This is a genomic window from Actinomyces sp. 2119 (genome assembly GCF_003591215.1).
Taxonomy (GTDB): Bacteria; Actinomycetota; Actinomycetes; order Actinomycetales; family Actinomycetaceae; genus Actinomyces; species Actinomyces lilanjuaniae.
Genome location: NZ_QYRR01000001.1, coordinates 251,453 through 265,787, shown reverse-complemented (window position 1 = coordinate 265,787; position 14,335 = coordinate 251,453). Strand labels below are relative to the sequence as shown.

General features: G+C 67.3%; 11 protein-coding genes and 1 tRNA gene. 10 read left to right on the top strand and 2 right to left on the bottom strand.

What is annotated here, in order from left to right; translation table 11 throughout:
- Position 1 precedes the first annotated feature (1 nt).
- From D4740_RS01050 to D4740_RS01025, 6 genes are all read left to right on the top strand, one after another.
- Complete coding sequence (locus D4740_RS01050; RefSeq protein ID WP_182911296.1) at positions 2–970, top strand: pseudouridine synthase; 969 nt, start codon at positions 2–4, stop codon at positions 968–970.
- Entirely contained in the window at positions 967–2,136 is a 1,170-nt protein-coding gene (locus D4740_RS01045) for a prephenate dehydrogenase (RefSeq protein ID WP_119835078.1), read from the top strand. The genes D4740_RS01050 and D4740_RS01045 overlap by 4 nt, the downstream gene beginning before the upstream one ends.
- A 203-nt stretch (positions 2,137–2,339) precedes the next feature.
- Entirely contained in the window at positions 2,340–4,526 is a 2,187-nt protein-coding gene (der, locus tag D4740_RS01040) for a bifunctional cytidylate kinase/GTPase Der (protein WP_119835077.1), read from the top strand.
- Positions 4,527–4,897: 371 nt separating this feature from the next.
- Entirely contained in the window at positions 4,898–6,568 is a 1,671-nt protein-coding gene (pgi, locus tag D4740_RS01035; protein WP_119835076.1) for a glucose-6-phosphate isomerase, read from the top strand.
- A 68-nt stretch (positions 6,569–6,636) separates the two neighbouring features.
- On the top strand, positions 6,637–6,942 hold the full coding sequence (locus D4740_RS01030) for a rhodanese-like domain-containing protein (protein ID WP_119835075.1): 306 nt from the start codon (positions 6,637–6,639) through the stop codon (positions 6,940–6,942).
- Between the two features lie 163 nt (positions 6,943–7,105).
- Positions 7,106–7,179, top strand: a tRNA-Pro gene (locus tag D4740_RS01025).
- Between the two features lie 136 nt (positions 7,180–7,315).
- Here D4740_RS01025 and D4740_RS01020 read toward each other — a convergent pair.
- On the bottom strand, positions 7,316–8,005 hold the full coding sequence (locus tag D4740_RS01020; protein WP_119835074.1) for a YdcF family protein: 690 nt from the start codon (positions 8,003–8,005) through the stop codon (positions 7,316–7,318).
- Between the two features lie 265 nt (positions 8,006–8,270).
- On the opposite strand from D4740_RS01020, the gene D4740_RS01015 reads away from it, so the two are divergent.
- From D4740_RS01015 to D4740_RS01000, 4 genes are all read left to right on the top strand, one after another.
- Positions 8,271–9,584: an anaerobic C4-dicarboxylate transporter family protein gene (locus tag D4740_RS01015; protein WP_119835073.1), complete on the top strand. Its 1,314-nt coding sequence runs from the start codon at positions 8,271–8,273 to the stop codon at positions 9,582–9,584.
- Positions 9,585–9,959: 375 nt separating this feature from the next.
- Complete coding sequence (locus tag D4740_RS01010; protein WP_119835072.1) at positions 9,960–11,336, top strand: glutamate--cysteine ligase; 1,377 nt, start codon at positions 9,960–9,962, stop codon at positions 11,334–11,336.
- A gap of 318 nt (positions 11,337–11,654) precedes the next feature.
- On the top strand, positions 11,655–12,584 hold the full coding sequence (locus D4740_RS01005; RefSeq protein ID WP_119835071.1) for a hypothetical protein: 930 nt from the start codon (positions 11,655–11,657) through the stop codon (positions 12,582–12,584).
- A 194-nt stretch (positions 12,585–12,778) separates the two neighbouring features.
- Positions 12,779–13,648: an HAD family hydrolase gene (locus D4740_RS01000; protein WP_119835070.1), complete on the top strand. Its 870-nt coding sequence runs from the start codon at positions 12,779–12,781 to the stop codon at positions 13,646–13,648.
- 125 nt (positions 13,649–13,773) lie between these two features.
- Here D4740_RS01000 and D4740_RS00995 read toward each other — a convergent pair whose 3' ends face one another.
- Positions 13,774–14,247: an RNA-binding S4 domain-containing protein gene (locus D4740_RS00995; RefSeq protein WP_119835069.1), complete on the bottom strand. Its 474-nt coding sequence runs from the start codon at positions 14,245–14,247 to the stop codon at positions 13,774–13,776.
- Positions 14,248–14,335: the final 88 nt, after the last annotated feature.

Below are 14,335 nucleotides of genomic sequence, written 5' to 3'. Positions count from 1 at the left end.
AGTGGCGGACAGACTGAGCAGTCCCGGGCTGGGACCGGTAGGAGAACTCGGCGCGGAGGAGTTCTACGATGACGACGACGTCGAGGACCTGGGTGAGGACGCTGGTGCCAAGGCCCTGGCCGCCTTCGACTCCGAGGCGGTCACCGAGGACGAGGAGACCCGGATGCTTGCCGAGCGGGCACGGACAGCGCGCGGTGGGGCCGATGATCCGCACGTGGTTGGCGGGCAGCGTCTTCAAAAGGTCCTGGCCCATGCCGGGGTGGCCTCCCGCCGCGTCTGTGAGGCAATGATCGCCGCCGGACGGGTCAGTGTCGGTGGGGTTGTCGTCACCGAGCCCGGGCTGCGGGTGGACCCGCTTAACCAGGAGATCCGGGTGGACGGCTCCCGGGTGCTCACTGACCCGGGGCTGCTCACGCTTGTCCTCCACAAGCCTGCAGGTGTGGTCACCACCATGGAGGACCCGCAGGGGCGGCCCACCGTCGCCCGCTACGCCCGTGACTACCTAGCCGACCACTCCGAGCTGTCCCCGGCCACACGCCTGGTCCACGTGGGACGCCTGGACACTCAGACCGAGGGCCTTCTCCTGCTGTCCAACGACGGGGAGCTCTCCCACCGGCTTATGCACCCCCGCTTCGAGATCGCCAAGACCTACGTCGCCGTTGTTGAGGGGGAGGTCGAGCGCTGGGTCCCGCGAAGGCTGAGGCAAGGCATCGAGCTCGACGACGGTCCCGTCCAGGCGGACCGGGTCACGGTCAAGGACACCAGTGCGCGGGGCTCGATCGTGGAGGTCACCCTCCACTGTGGGCGCAACCGGGTCGTCAGACGCATGCTGGACGCAGTGGGGCACCCGGTGACGCGGCTGGTTCGGACCAGGCTGGGGCCGCTGGGCCTAGGTCGGCTTGCTCCCGGCCAGGTCAGGGCTCTGACGCAGGACGAGGTCGCGGCGCTCCAACGTGAGGTCGGGCTGTGAGCGGGGAGCACGGGGCGCAGCCGGTGTCCACGAAGGGGCCCGTGCTCGTCGTGGGGACCGGGCTGCTGGGCACCTCCCTGGCTCTGGCGCTGACGTCGGCAGGGGTCGAGGTCCAGCTGGAGGACAGCTCGCCGACCAGCCTGTCCCTGGCCCGAGACATGGGCGCTGGACGGCCGCGCCTGGAGGTAGACGCCGAGCCCCGGATAGTGGTCGTGGCTACCCCGCCGGACGTGGCCGCCGACGTGGTGGTGCGCCAGCTGGCGGCCCATCCCCGGGCCGTGGTCACGGACGTGGCCTCCGTCAAGGAGCAGGTCGCTACAGAGGTCCGTGCCCGTGCCGACCAGGCGGCACGTCGGTACGTGGGCAGCCACCCGATGGCCGGGCGGGAGCGCTCCGGGGCGGGCAGCGCCGACTCCGACCTTTTCGCCGGGAGGCCCTGGGTGGTCGTGGGGGAGGGGGCTGAGCCCTCAGCCGAGCTGGTGGTGCGCAGCCTGGCGACCGACGTCGGCGCCACGCCGGTGCGCATGGGGGCTGCTGAGCACGACGTCGCGGTGGCGGCAGTCTCCCACCTCCCCCAGCTGGTCTCCTCCCTGGTGGCGGCCCGCCTGGAGAAGGCCAGCGACTCCGCCCTGGCGCTGGCCGGGCAGGGTCTCCGGGACGTGACACGCGTGGCGGCCTCCGACCCGAGGCTGTGGTCGGCCATCATCGTCGGTAACGCCGCCCCGGTGGCCGGGCTGCTGCGCGAGCTGCGCGAGGACCTGGACCTGCTGCTGCGCGGTGTGGAGGCCGCCGTCTTCGAGCCCGGCAGCCCTGGCTATCCTGGCGACACAGGGCGGGGCGACGCCTCCACGCTCGCCCCGGGGGCTGTTGGCGCTGTCAGTGACCTCATGACCCGAGGTGGTCGTGGCCGGGCACGTATTCCGGGCAAGCACGGAGGCGCCCCGCGGCGCTACCGTGAGGTCCAGGTGCTCGTGCCTGACTCCGTCGGCTCCCTGGGCAGGCTCTTTGCCGACATTGGCGAGGTCGGTGTCAATATCGAGGACTTCGCCCTGGAGCACTCGGCCGGGCAGAGCGTGGGCCTGGCTGTGGTCTCGGTGCTGCCCAGCGCCGCGCAGGGCCTGGAGGAGGCCCTGGACCAGCGGGGCTGGCGGGTGGTAGTCACCTAGGAGTCGCCTCCCACCCTCCCGAGACAGCAGACAGGCGACAGAAATGTCATAGGACAGCAGGCAGCATGGTGTCCCATGACGTTTCTGTCAGCCGGTCGGGGTCGAGGCAGCCTGCCTGTGTGCTGCCTCATCCGGGCTAAGGCCACGCCGTGGCACCGCGATGTGGGACGCTTGCGCCTGTTGGCTGAACCTGGAGGAGCGCAATGGGAATTGTCGTGGCCGTTGACGGGCCGAGCGGGTCAGGGAAGTCCTCGGTCTCCAGGACGGTGGCCGCACGGCTAGGACTGGCCTACCTGGACACCGGTTCCATGTACCGGGCAGCCGCATGGTGGTGCCAGCAGCAGGGTACTGACCTCTCTGACGGCGCAGCAGCTGCCCGTACGGTGGCGACGATGCCGTTGGAGGTGGGGCTCGACCCGGATGCTCCCCGTGTGCTGTGCGGCGGGACCGACATCACCCAGGAGATCCGCGACCCCCGCATCTCCCAGGTGGTCTCCCAGGTAGCGACCAACCTGGAGATCCGTGCGGAGCTGGCCCGGCTCCAGCGTGAGATCATCGCCGCGGAGCGGGAAGGGCTCTCCTCCTCCTTCTCCCGCGGGGCAGGAGTCGTGGCCGAGGGTCGTGATGTCACCACGGTGATCGCCCCCGAGGCCGAGGTGCGCCTGCTGCTGACCGCCTCCGAGGAGGCCCGGCTGGCTCGGCGCGCAGGCGACCTGGAGGCGGCGGGAAGGAAGGTCGATGAAGCCGACCTGCGTGACCAGGTGGTACGCCGCGACCGCGATGACGCCACCGTGTCCCAGTTCCTCACTGCTGCCGAGGGGGTCACCCTGGTGGACACCTCCGGGCTCACCCTGGATGAGTCGGTCACCCGGGTCCTCGACCTGGTCGAGTCGGCGGTGAGCCAGGCAGCAGCGCTCCAGGTGGCTCAGCACTCCCAGGAGACCGCCCGAGCCCGGGCCATGCGCGAGGACCTGGAGGGCTACGATCTCAACGAGGACGACCGTGCTCTTCTCAAGGGGGAGGAGGGGACCTCCACGGAGGACCAGGTCGAGCCTGGCCTGCCGGTCCTGGCGGTTATCGGGCGCCCCAACGTAGGCAAGTCCACCCTGGTGAATCGGGTCCTGGGCCGCCGCGTCGCTGTCGTCCAGGACACCCCGGGAGTCACCCGTGACCGGGTGTCCTACCCGGCGGAGTGGGCCGGACGCCGCTTCACTATCGTGGACACCGGCGGCTGGGAGGTGGACGTGGCCGGTCTGGAGGCCGCCGTGGCCAACCAGGCGGAGGCGGCGGTGCAGATGGCCGATGCCGTCCTGCTCGTCGTGGACGCCCAGGTGGGGATCACTGAGACCGACGCCAGGGTGGTCACCATGCTGCGTCGCAGCGGCAAGCCGGTCGTCCTGGCCGCAAACAAGGTTGACTCCTCCGCCCAGGAGGGTGACGCCGCTGCGCTGTGGGGGCTGGGACTGGGCGAGCCCTACCCTGTCTCCGCGCTGCACGGGCGCGGTGCGGGCGAGGTACTGGACGCGGCTGTGGCCGTCCTGCCGGAGGTCTCCGCCGTCGCTGCGGCCCAGCCTGAGGAGGGGCTGCACCGTGTCGCCCTGGTGGGACGGCCCAATGTAGGAAAGTCCTCCCTGCTCAACGCTATCGCAGGCTCCCAGAGAGTCGTGGTCAACGAGGTCGCGGGCACTACCCGTGACCCGGTGGACGAGGTCATCGAGCTAGACGGGCGGGCCTGGGTCCTGGTGGACACCGCCGGGATCCGGCGACGGGTACGCCAGGCGCGGGGAGCGGACTACTATGCCGTTCTGCGTACCCAGGGAGCCATTGACAAGGCAGAGGTGGCCGTGGTGCTCCTGGACGCCTCCGAGCCGGTCACCGAGCAGGACGTGCGCGTCATCCAGCAGGTGGTGGACGCCGGGCGTGCGCTGGTCCTGGTCAATAACAAGTGGGACCTGGTGGACCAGGACCGCCAGAAGGCCCTGCGCTGGGAGACGGAGCGTGACCTAGCCCATGTTTCCTGGGCTCCCCACATCAATCTGGCCGCGCGTACCGGGTGGCACACCAACCGACTAGTTCGGGCGCTAGACACCGCGCTAGAGGGGTGGACCACCCGCGTGCCCACGGGCAGGCTCAACGGGTTCCTGGGCCAGTTGCAGTCCGCCACGCCCCACCCGGTGCGCGGTGGCAGGCAGCCGCGCATCCTCTTTGCCACCCAGGCCCAGGTGGCACCGCCGCGGATCGTCATCTTCACTACCGGGTTCCTCGACGCAGGCTACCGCCGTTTCATCGAGCGCCGCCTGCGGGAGGAGTTCGGCTTCACCGGCTCACCCATCCAGATGAGCGTGCGCGTGCGGGAGAAGCGGAACCAACGGCGCCAAGGTCGCGGGTAGAACTGAGTGAGCCTGTAGTGCACGAGGCCAGGTTGACACCCCAGTGTTAGCGACTGGAGTGTCAAAATCGGCCACAAACGACAGAGCCGTCCTCTTTTCGTGGTTTCGTTCCCGCATGATTCCAAGGTTCTCGGGAACCCTCCGCCCTCCGTCGAACTCGTTTGTGGCCATTCTTGACAGAATGGGCCTGTGAACGTCGGATGAGCCGCGGCCAACGGCGTGCCAAGATCCCACGCTCCACCCGGGAACGCCCCCGTCACGGTAGGTGCGCAGCAGCGGGTCGTCGGCTGCCACCAGTCCTGCCGGGCTGCTCCCGCTGATCTACTAGGTCTTCCACCTGGTCACCGTGGTAGACGCTCTAGACTGGCCACATGCCGACAACGCAGACACCTGTTGACCCCACCACCACACCTGCCTGGCAGCGCCTGAGCGGGCTCCACGACGCCCTCACCCCCGACCTGCGCACCTGGTTCGCTGAGGACCCGGGGCGTGCCGAGCGCCTCTCCTACCAGCTCGGTGACCTCTACGTGGACCTGTCCAAGAACCTGGTCACTGACGAGGTGCTGGCTGCCCTGGCCGAGCTGGCCGAGCAGGTTGACGTTCCCGGGCGCCGTGACGCCATGTATGCCGGAGATCACATTAACGTCACCGAGGACCGTGCCGTGCTCCACACCGCTCTGCGCAGACCTGCTACCGACAGCCTGGTGGTAGAGGGGCGCAATGTCGTGGCCGATGTCCACGAGGTGCTGGAGCGGGTCTACGCGTTCGCCCGGCGTGTGCGCTCGGGGGAGTGGACGGGAGTGACCGGCAGGCCGATCACCACGGTGGTCAATATCGGTATCGGCGGCTCCGACCTAGGGCCGGTCATGGTCTACGAGGCTCTGCGGCCCTACGTCCAGGAGGGCCTGGAGTGCCGGTTCATCTCCAACATAGACCCGGCCGACTGCGCGGAGAAGGTCGCCGACCTCGACCCGGAGACCACGCTGTTCATTGTCGCCTCCAAGACCTTCACCACCCTGGAGACGCTGACCAACGCCCGCATGGCCCGCGACTGGTTCCTCGGTGCGCTCCAGGACCGAGGCATCAGCACCGAGGGTGCCATCGCCAGGCACTTCGTGGCCGTATCCACCGCCTTGGACAAGGTGGCCGAGTTCGGAATTGACCCGGACAACGCCTTCGGGTTCTGGAGCTGGGTGGGCGGGCGCTACTCCGTGGACTCCGCCGTGGGAACGGTGCTGGCGGTGGCGGTCGGCCCGGAGCGCTTTGCCGAGCTGCTCAGCGGGTTCCGTACCGTGGACGAGCACTTTGCCACCAGGGCGCCGGCTGACAACGTCCCTATGCTCATGGGGCTGCTCAACGTCTGGTACGTCAACTTCTTCCACGCCGCGTCCCACGCTGTGCTGCCCTACGCCCAGTACCTGCACCGCTTCCCGGCCTACCTCCAGCAGCTGACCATGGAGTCCAACGGCAAGTCCGTGCGCTGGGACGGCTCCCCGGTAACCACCGGGACCGGAGAGGTCTTCTGGGGGGAGCCGGGAACCAACGGCCAGCATGCCTTCTACCAGCTCATCCACCAGGGCACTCAGCTTGTTCCGGCCGACTTCATCGCCGTGGCCACCCCCGCCCACCCCGCCAAGGATGGGGACACGGACGTCCACGAGCTGTTCCTGTCCAACTACCTGGCCCAGACCGCGGCCCTGGCCTTCGGCAAGACCGCGGAGGAGGTGCGCGCCGAGGGCACGCGTGAGGAGATTGTCCCGGCCCGGGTCTTCCCCGGCAACAGGCCGACGACGTCGATCCTGGCCCCGGCGCTGACCCCCTCCGTGGTGGGTCAGCTCATCGCCCTGTACGAGCACATCACCTTCACCCAGGGGATCGTGTGGGGGATCGACTCCTTCGACCAGTGGGGCGTGGAGCTGGGCAAGAAGCTCGCCCTGGAGATCGCCCCCGCAGTCCAGGGTGACGCTGCCGCGCTGGAGGCCCAGGACGCCTCCACCCGCGGCCTCATCACCCGCTACCGCCAGCTACGGGAGCAGGGGTAGACGCCTTCCCGCTCGCCTAGACTAGGCACTATCGCCAACCAGGGCACCAGTTACCAGGAGGACCCCCGATGCAGGAGATCAGCGCTACCGAATTGCGCAGGCGACTAGAGTCGGGGGAGGACCTGGTGGTGCTCGACGTGCGTGAGTCCCACGAGGTGGCTGAGGCTGCTATTGACGGCTCAGTGAGTATCCCCCTGGGACAGGTCGTGGAGCGCAGGAACGAGCTCGACCCCTCCCGGACCACTGCGGTGGTCTGTGCTGGGGGAGTGCGCTCCGCCCGTGCGATCCAGGCCTTGACCGATGCGGGATACGAGGGTGGACTCCTCAACGTCACCGGCGGCATGAAGGCCTGGTTGGAGCAGCAGGCTGGATGAGAGGCGGCTCCAGGCACGGTGCCGCGGTGCCAGGGTCTCTGAACCGCAGCCCGACGGTACACGGTCAATTAGTGGTGACTGGCGTCACCACCGCCGGATTTCGGGGCAGGCCCCGTCATGGGCTAGAGTTCTTCTCGTTCCGGGCGGCTGAGACTGCTGGAAACGGGCTGTGGCGCAGTTTGGTAGCGCACTTGACTGGGGGTCAAGGGGTCGTGGGTTCAAATCCCGCCAGCCCGACGGGCAGGGTCGCTGCCAGCCGGACAGCGACCCTCTTTTCTTGGAGCCGTGCGCGTAGGGACAGCGGTTGTCTTTGGCCGCCCGCCCCTGGACCCCTCAGGTGTGTGACTACTTTGTGGCGACCTTGTGCTCGCCCTTATCTCCTCTTCGGACTGAGTTCTCTCGCTGGCCTTCTACGGTGCACCCGTCTGCGGACCCAGGCTGGGCTGGCCACCAGCCTGGGTGCCAGGTAGGTGCTCAGGAGGTCCGCTGTTCCCAGCACTGCGCTCGGTACCTTGAGGAGCAGGTCCTCCCCGGGACGGTAGTCCTCAGCCCGAGCCAGCCGGGCCGCCAGGTCAGGACGCTGCATGTGTAGGAGGCGCCGGGCCTTGGCCGCGTGCACGGCGTCAGAGACAATGACGATGCGCTGGGCGCTTTCTAGGACCGGGATGACGTTGCGGATGTTCTCCCACGTAGACCTGCTGCGTGTCTCGGTAAGGAGCCCCCCGGTGTAGCCCAGGGCGCGGGCGTACCCGGCCAGCAGCTCCGCCTCGGCAACAGGCCCGGCCACGCTGCCGCCGCTGGCAACCAGCAACGAGTGTGCTCCTGTCCGGGAGCGCAGAGCGTAGACAGCGCGACGACGGTTGACATGACCTGCTGTCACGCCGGCGTCCGCGTGGCCGAGGACTACGACGACCTCGCGGGCGTCCTTCTCGCCTGCCGGGTCCTGGCCTAGGTACCACCGTGAGGCGCTGAGGTGGACGAGCTCGGCAGCGGTGGCCACGGACAGGGCTATGAGCACAGCGCCTCCTGCCACCTGAAGGACATGTAGACCGGGGGTGCTCACCTGGGCAGGCTACCGCCCCCCACCCCGGCGCGTGGGTCGGCCTCTCCGGTGCGTGCAGCCCCTACGTCACTACCTTTCCCTGCTGTTGTCCTGAAAGAAGGCCTTCCCGTCACGCAGGAGCGGAGAGTACACTAACACCACGTCGCGTCCTGCACGGCAGTGACAGTAAGTGACAGGTATCAGCCTGTTCCGGGCACACGTGTGCAGGGGAAGACGCACCGCTTCGCTGGTGAAGCCATTGTCTGACACCTGAAGGAGCAGACTCGTGATCTGGTTCCATCTCCTTGTCGTTCTCCTGTTCATCGTCGTCGGTGCCCGGCTGGGAGGCATCGGTATCGGCCTGGCCGGGGCTGCTGGCATCGTGGTCCTGGCAGCCACCGGGGTGAGTGTCGATGCCGACGCCGCCCCCTGGGAGGTCATCGGCATCATCATGTCGGTGATCTGTACCGTTGCCGCGCTCCAGGTGGCTGGATCCATGGACCACCTCATCCACCTCACCGAGGTGATGCTGCGCCGTCACCCCAGGCAGATCGTCTACCTGGCGCCGTTCGTCACCTTCGTCATGTCGATGATGTGCGGGACCGGGCACACCGCCTACTCGGTCATCCCTGTGATTGTCGATGTCGCCAAGGAGCACGACATCCGGCCCTCCAGGCCCCTGTCCATCGCCGTGGTCGCCTCGCAGGTAGGGGTAGCGGCCTCGCCCATCTCAGCCGCCATGGTGGCACTGGTAGTTGCCCTGGAGCCCGTGCACGTCAGCTACCTGCAGTGCCTGGCCGTCGTCGTGCCCACCACCTTCATCGGGTGCGCGGTGGGCGCTGTGGTCGCCTCCCGGCAGGGGTCGGAGCTGGCGGACGACCCCGTCTACCAGCAGCGTAAGGCCGACGGACTTGTCAAGTCCAGCGCCGCCGCCTCTACCTCCTACGTCGCCCGCCGTAGCGCAGTCCCCGGTCTGGTCATCTTCCTGGCGGCGCTGGTCCTTGTCGTCGTCTACGCGACGGTGAGCTCCCCCGAGCTGGGCATCATCTCTGACCCGCCCATCGCGTCAACCGCCGCCATCATGACGATCATGCTGGCCACCGCCGCTGTCATCTGCATGGTTGCCAGGAAGCCCACGAACTCGATCGCCAGCCAGGACACCTTCCGCGCGGGCATGACCGCTGCGGTGTGCATCCTGGGTCTGGCCTGGCTCGGCAACACCTTTGTCAACCACTACGAGGACACTATCTCTGACGCGCTGTCCGGGCCTATGCAGGCTATGCCCTGGCTGGCTGCCGTGTTCTTCTACTTCGCGGCTCCCCTCATGTTCTCCCACGCGGCAACCACGCGTGCCTTCATGCCGCTCATGGTCGGTCTCGGGCTGTCTCCGGTCGCGCTGGTCGCCAGCTACCCTGCCGTGGCGAACTACTACCTGCTGCCGAACTACCCGACGACGGTGGCAGCCATGGAGATGGACGACACCGGCTCTACCCGGGTGGGCTCCAACGTGCTTGCTCACCCCTTTGTCCTGCCCGGGACGGTGTCGATCGTCGTATGTATCGCGCTGAGCTTCCTGATCGCCCCCCTTGTCCTTGGCTGACGGAGTCTTTGGCCACGCGAGAGTCTTGTGCCCTACTGCGCGGGATCGCGGAGGTCGTGCAGGCGGGGCGAGCGTGCCAGGCTGCTGCGTGTGGTGCTCGTGGGGGCGCGCCGTCGGTGTGCCGGGGCTAGGTCTGCTGAGTCCTCGCAGAACGGCTGCGCCCGGGCATACCCTCGTCACGCAGGGCGTAGACAGCCTTGGCAGGCTCTCGCGGCAGGCCTTCTTCCGGGATGCCTCTTGCGCTAGGACGCTCCTGCGTGCAGGATACGGCGCATGCCGCACCTGCGGTGCACAGCGGCTAGAGCTGCACCGAGCCAATCGGTCCTGCTCTGGCTACCCAGGGTGCTGACCAGCAGGCATCTGAAGGAGACTGCTATGGCCCGTGACACTGACAACTCTCTGCCTGTTGAGAGCCGCGACGATCTTGTCGCCTGGATAGCAGAGGGCTGCAAGTCCGCTGACAGCGTCCGGATAGGCACCGAGCACGAGAAGATCCCCTTCTATCTGCGTGACCACGCTCCGGTCTCCTATATGGGTGACCATCACCGTCCGGGCGTGCGCCACCTGCTTGAAGGGCTCCAGCAGGGCACGGGCTGGCAGCCCATTACGGACGGTCCCCACCTGATCGGCCTGGCCGACGGCAACGGTGCGGGAGCGATCTCCCTGGAGCCCGGGGGACAGCTGGAGCTGTCAGGAGCTCCCGTGTCCAGCCTGCACGATACTGCGGCTGAGCTCAGGGACCACCTGGCTCGTACCCTGCCTTTGGCCCGCTCCCTGGGTATAGGGTTTCTCAGCCTGGGAGCGGCTCCCACCTGGCCCCGTTCCCAGGTGCCGCTGATGCCTAAGAGCCGCTACGCCATCATGTCCCGTCACATGCCCAGAGTCGGCACCCTAGGCCTGGACATGATGCTGCGCACCGCCTCCGTTCAGGTCAACATGGACTTCTGCGACGAGGCTGACATGGTGACCAAGCTGCGGGTGTCACTGGCTCTCCAGCCGCTGATCACGGCTCTGTTTGCCAACTCGCCCTTTCTTGACGCAGCCCCCAGCGGCATGCTGTCCACACGCTCCCACATCTGGACCCACACGGATCCGCAGCGTACTGGCATGCTTCCCTTCGCCTTCGAGCGCTCCATGGGCTTCGAGCGCTACGTGGACTATGCCCTGGACGTTCCTATGTACTTCGTCAAACGAGGCGAGGTCTATTACGACGCGACTGGTGGCACCTTTCGTGACCTGCTGGAGGGGCGGCATCCTGGCAGCAGTGAGCACCCTACCCTGGGGGATTGGGAGAACCACCTGTCCACGCTCTTTCCGGAGGTCCGCCTCAAGCGGGTGCTGGAGCTGCGAGGCGCCGACACCGTCGCCTCCGACCTGCTCCCTGCCCTGCCTGCGCTCGTCACCGGTATCCTCTACCATCGGCCCTCCCTGGAGGCGGCCTGGGACCTGGTTCGTGACTGGACAACTGCACAGCGTCAGCAACTGCGTGAAGACGCACCGCGCCTGGCACTGGAGGCCAGCGTGCGCGGCCGCAGGCTGAGGGCTGTGGCCCGAGACGTGCTGGCGCTGGCCGAGGACGGGCTTCGTTCCCGGGCGCACCTGGACAGTGTCGGCCTGGACGAGTCTGTCCTCCTCGACCCGCTCAGGGAGATCGTCGAGAGTGGGATATCCAGGGCGCAGTATCTGCTGGCGCGCTACCGGGACTCCTGGGACGGTAGACTGGACCCTCTTTTTACTGAGAACACCTTCTAGTCCATTAGTTAATACGATTCACATGCCACTGAGACGAGGCGCCTGGTAACGGCTAAACTGCAGCGTCTGTCTTTGGCCGGTAGTACCCCAACCGCGACTGATGCCAGCAGCAAAGAAGAAACTGGTACACCAGCTCATCTGACGACAGTCAGGAAGGTCACGATCTGGCGGTGTATCACATGGGAGGCAATTGTGGTTGAGTAGAAGAGAGGAACCCCGCAAGCTGTCCGTGCCCGCTGCGCGCTGACGCAGATCTCCATTAGCCTCCGGGAACCGTTTACGTGTTGCCGTAGCCCAGACAGAGAGAATGACTGACTCATGACGATCAAGCGTGCCGTAGCCGTGACCGCACTGGCGGTCCTGCCGCTTGTCGTTGCCACCACTGCCTCCGCAGCTCCGTATGCCCTTCTGGGCAGCGCTCACGGCAGCGAGCCAGCGGCAGCCTCCCAGGACCCGAGGAGCAGCGGTAGCACCTCCGGCTCCTGGGGCGTGGTCGGCGCCGCTGCTTCCGGAGATGCTGCCTCTGGCTGGAGCGGTACCCGGGATCATGCTGTCTACACCGACGGCGCCGGTCCGGATGACGCCACCATTGTCACCGTGGACCAGGTGCAGGACCAGGATGACCCTGACCCCGGCACCGATCCCGATCCTGGTGGCCAGCAGGATCCGGGTCCTGACCCCGGCACCGGGACCGACCCCGGCACCGATCCCGATCCTGGTGGCCAGCAGGATCCGGGTCCTGACCCCGGCACCGGGACCGACCCCGGCACCGATCCCGATCCTGGTGGCCAGCAGGATCCGGGTCCTGACCCCGGCACCGGGACCGACCCCGGCACCGATCCCGATCCTGGTGGCCAGCAGGATCCGGGTCCTGACCCCGGCACCGGGACCGACCCCGGCACCCAGCCAGGCCCTGGGACCGGAGCAGACAGTACCCAGCCAGAAGGAAGCCCGACGCCGTCAGCACCTTCGTCCCCCGGGGATAACGGCTCTGGCGCGGACCCTTCTGCGGACCCGTCCGCCTCTGCCCAGGCTACCGAAGGTTCCTCGCCCACGACCTCTCCCGGTGATGGCGCGACGTCGCCCGCTTCGGGGTCCTCTTCTAACACGGCCGCTGCGCAGGCGGGGGACGAGCCCATGGACGAGGGATTAGCCCTCACGGGTGCCAGTGTGGCAGCGGCTTTTATCTCGCAGGCGCTGGTTGTCGTCGGACTCGTCGTCCTCATGCGCCGACGACGAGACATCTGACCTTCCGCTGTCGTCACCCTGTATCGTCCTATCCTCCCAGGAGCCTCTTTCCAGACCTTCTCTTTCCAGACCTTCGGGACCACCTCGGGAGACAGCCTGTCCGTACAGTGCCCCGGCCTTCCCGGCTCCCAGATCACTGAGACTCCAGCGGGTTCATCTTCCTCACGGGGCTGATCCCTGAGAGGATCAGCCCCGTGGAACACGCGCCCCTCGAGCCCGAGCTTCTTCTGCCCCTGCCAGCCAGTGTCGACTTACGCCTTGTTGTCAGCGACATGGACGGTACCCTCGTTGACGGGGAGGGGAGAGTTCCACCTGGATTTGCTCAGGCCGTGTCAGACATGCGGGCGAGCGGCGTCACCTTTGCTCCTGCGTCGGGACGTCAGCTGGCTAACCTCCGCTCCGTCCTGGGTCCAGAGGTGGATGACAGTCCTGTGATCGCAGAGAACGGGGCCCTGGTGGTCCAGGGGCAGGAGGAGATTCACTCTGACACCATCAGTGCCCGGGAGGCGGCTGCTGCCATCACCACTGTCAGGGACCTGCGTATCGACAGCTACGACGTGGGGGCGGTGCTGGCGTGCAAGCACTGTGCCTATATCGAGCGCCAGGACCCGGCTTTCCTGGAGCAGGTGAGCCTCTACTACAAGGAGCTGGAGGTCGTGGACGACCTCATGTCGGTCTGCTTGGACTCCGTCCTGAAAGTAGCCGTCTTTGACTTCGGCGACGTTGAGGACGGGAGCTCGCAGATGCTGGCAGCCGCTGTTCCCGGGACTCAGACTGTGGTCTCAGGGCAGCACTGGGTGGACATGATGTCCTTCCAGGTTTCCAAGGGAAGGGCTCTGCGCGCCTTGCAGAACCGTCTGGGAGTGACGCCAGAGCAGACAGCGGTCTTCGGCGACTACCTTAACGACCTCGACCTCTACGAGCACGCTGCGCTGGGATTTGCGATGCGTAACGCGCATCCCGGGGTTCGTGCCGTGGCCACGTACGTCGCTCCCGCTCACACCGAGGACGGCGTCCTGCGTACGGTCTATGAGCTTCTCTCCCGGGTCCGTCGCGACACCTGAACCGGGTGCGACCACACTGCCAGGAAGGGCTCGGGAGGGTCCTGCGGGCCAGGACAGGAACAGGCGGTGGTCTGCAGTGCTCCGAGGAACGCAGGGGCGCGGAGCTGCCGGCTGATGACTTCCGGCTACGCCTCGGAGTCGTCGCGAGCAGACGTGGTACTTCTGCGACGACCACCTCCCATGAGGGCGTCAAGCTGGCGGCGCTCCTTCTTGGTAGGCCGACCAGCGCCCCGGCTGCGGACTACTGCTGCCGGAGCGTCCAAGGGGGAGGGCCTGGGCGGGGAGAAGTCGGTGAAAGCCGTACGTGCCACCTGCGCACCCACGCGCTTGACCAGGATGCGCTCGACCCGAAGATAGCGGTCAAAGCCGTTGACACGCAGGCGAACCTCGTCCCCGACCGCGAGGTGTTGGGAGGGCTTGGCGGTGTCGCCGTTGACGCGGACGTGTCCGGCCCGGCACGCGGCGGTGGCAGCGGACCGCGACCTGACCTGTCTGACACTCCACAGCCACACGTCGACACGGACTGAGGTCGGGTCGCCCTCCTCTGCCTGCCGAGGAACCTTTGCCGGGCCGTGCCTGTGTGCTGAAGCGCGAGTCATCAGGGTCAATTCTAGTCTCCCGGGTCCCTGCCGTGCCGGTCCCAGCCCAGGCTCGGGCATCGGCTGGGACAGTGGCGAGAGAAGGATG

Bases quoted from the DNA above. Each gene is read 5' to 3' on its own strand.
- der (WP_119835077.1), top strand. From the start codon at position 2,340: ATGGGAATTGTCGTGGCCGTTGACGGGCCGAGCGGGTCAGGGAAGTCC.
- pgi (WP_119835076.1), top strand. From the start codon at position 4,898: ATGCCGACAACGCAGACACCTGTTGACCCCACCACCACACCTGCCTGG.
- D4740_RS01030 (WP_119835075.1), top strand. From the start codon at position 6,637: ATGCAGGAGATCAGCGCTACCGAATTGCGCAGGCGACTAGAGTCGGGG.
- D4740_RS01010 (WP_119835072.1), top strand. From the start codon at position 9,960: ATGGCCCGTGACACTGACAACTCTCTGCCTGTTGAGAGCCGCGACGAT.
- D4740_RS01005 (WP_119835071.1), top strand. From the start codon at position 11,655: ATGACGATCAAGCGTGCCGTAGCCGTGACCGCACTGGCGGTCCTGCCG.
- D4740_RS00995 (WP_119835069.1), bottom strand. From the start codon at position 14,247: ATGACTCGCGCTTCAGCACACAGGCACGGCCCGGCAAAGGTTCCTCGG.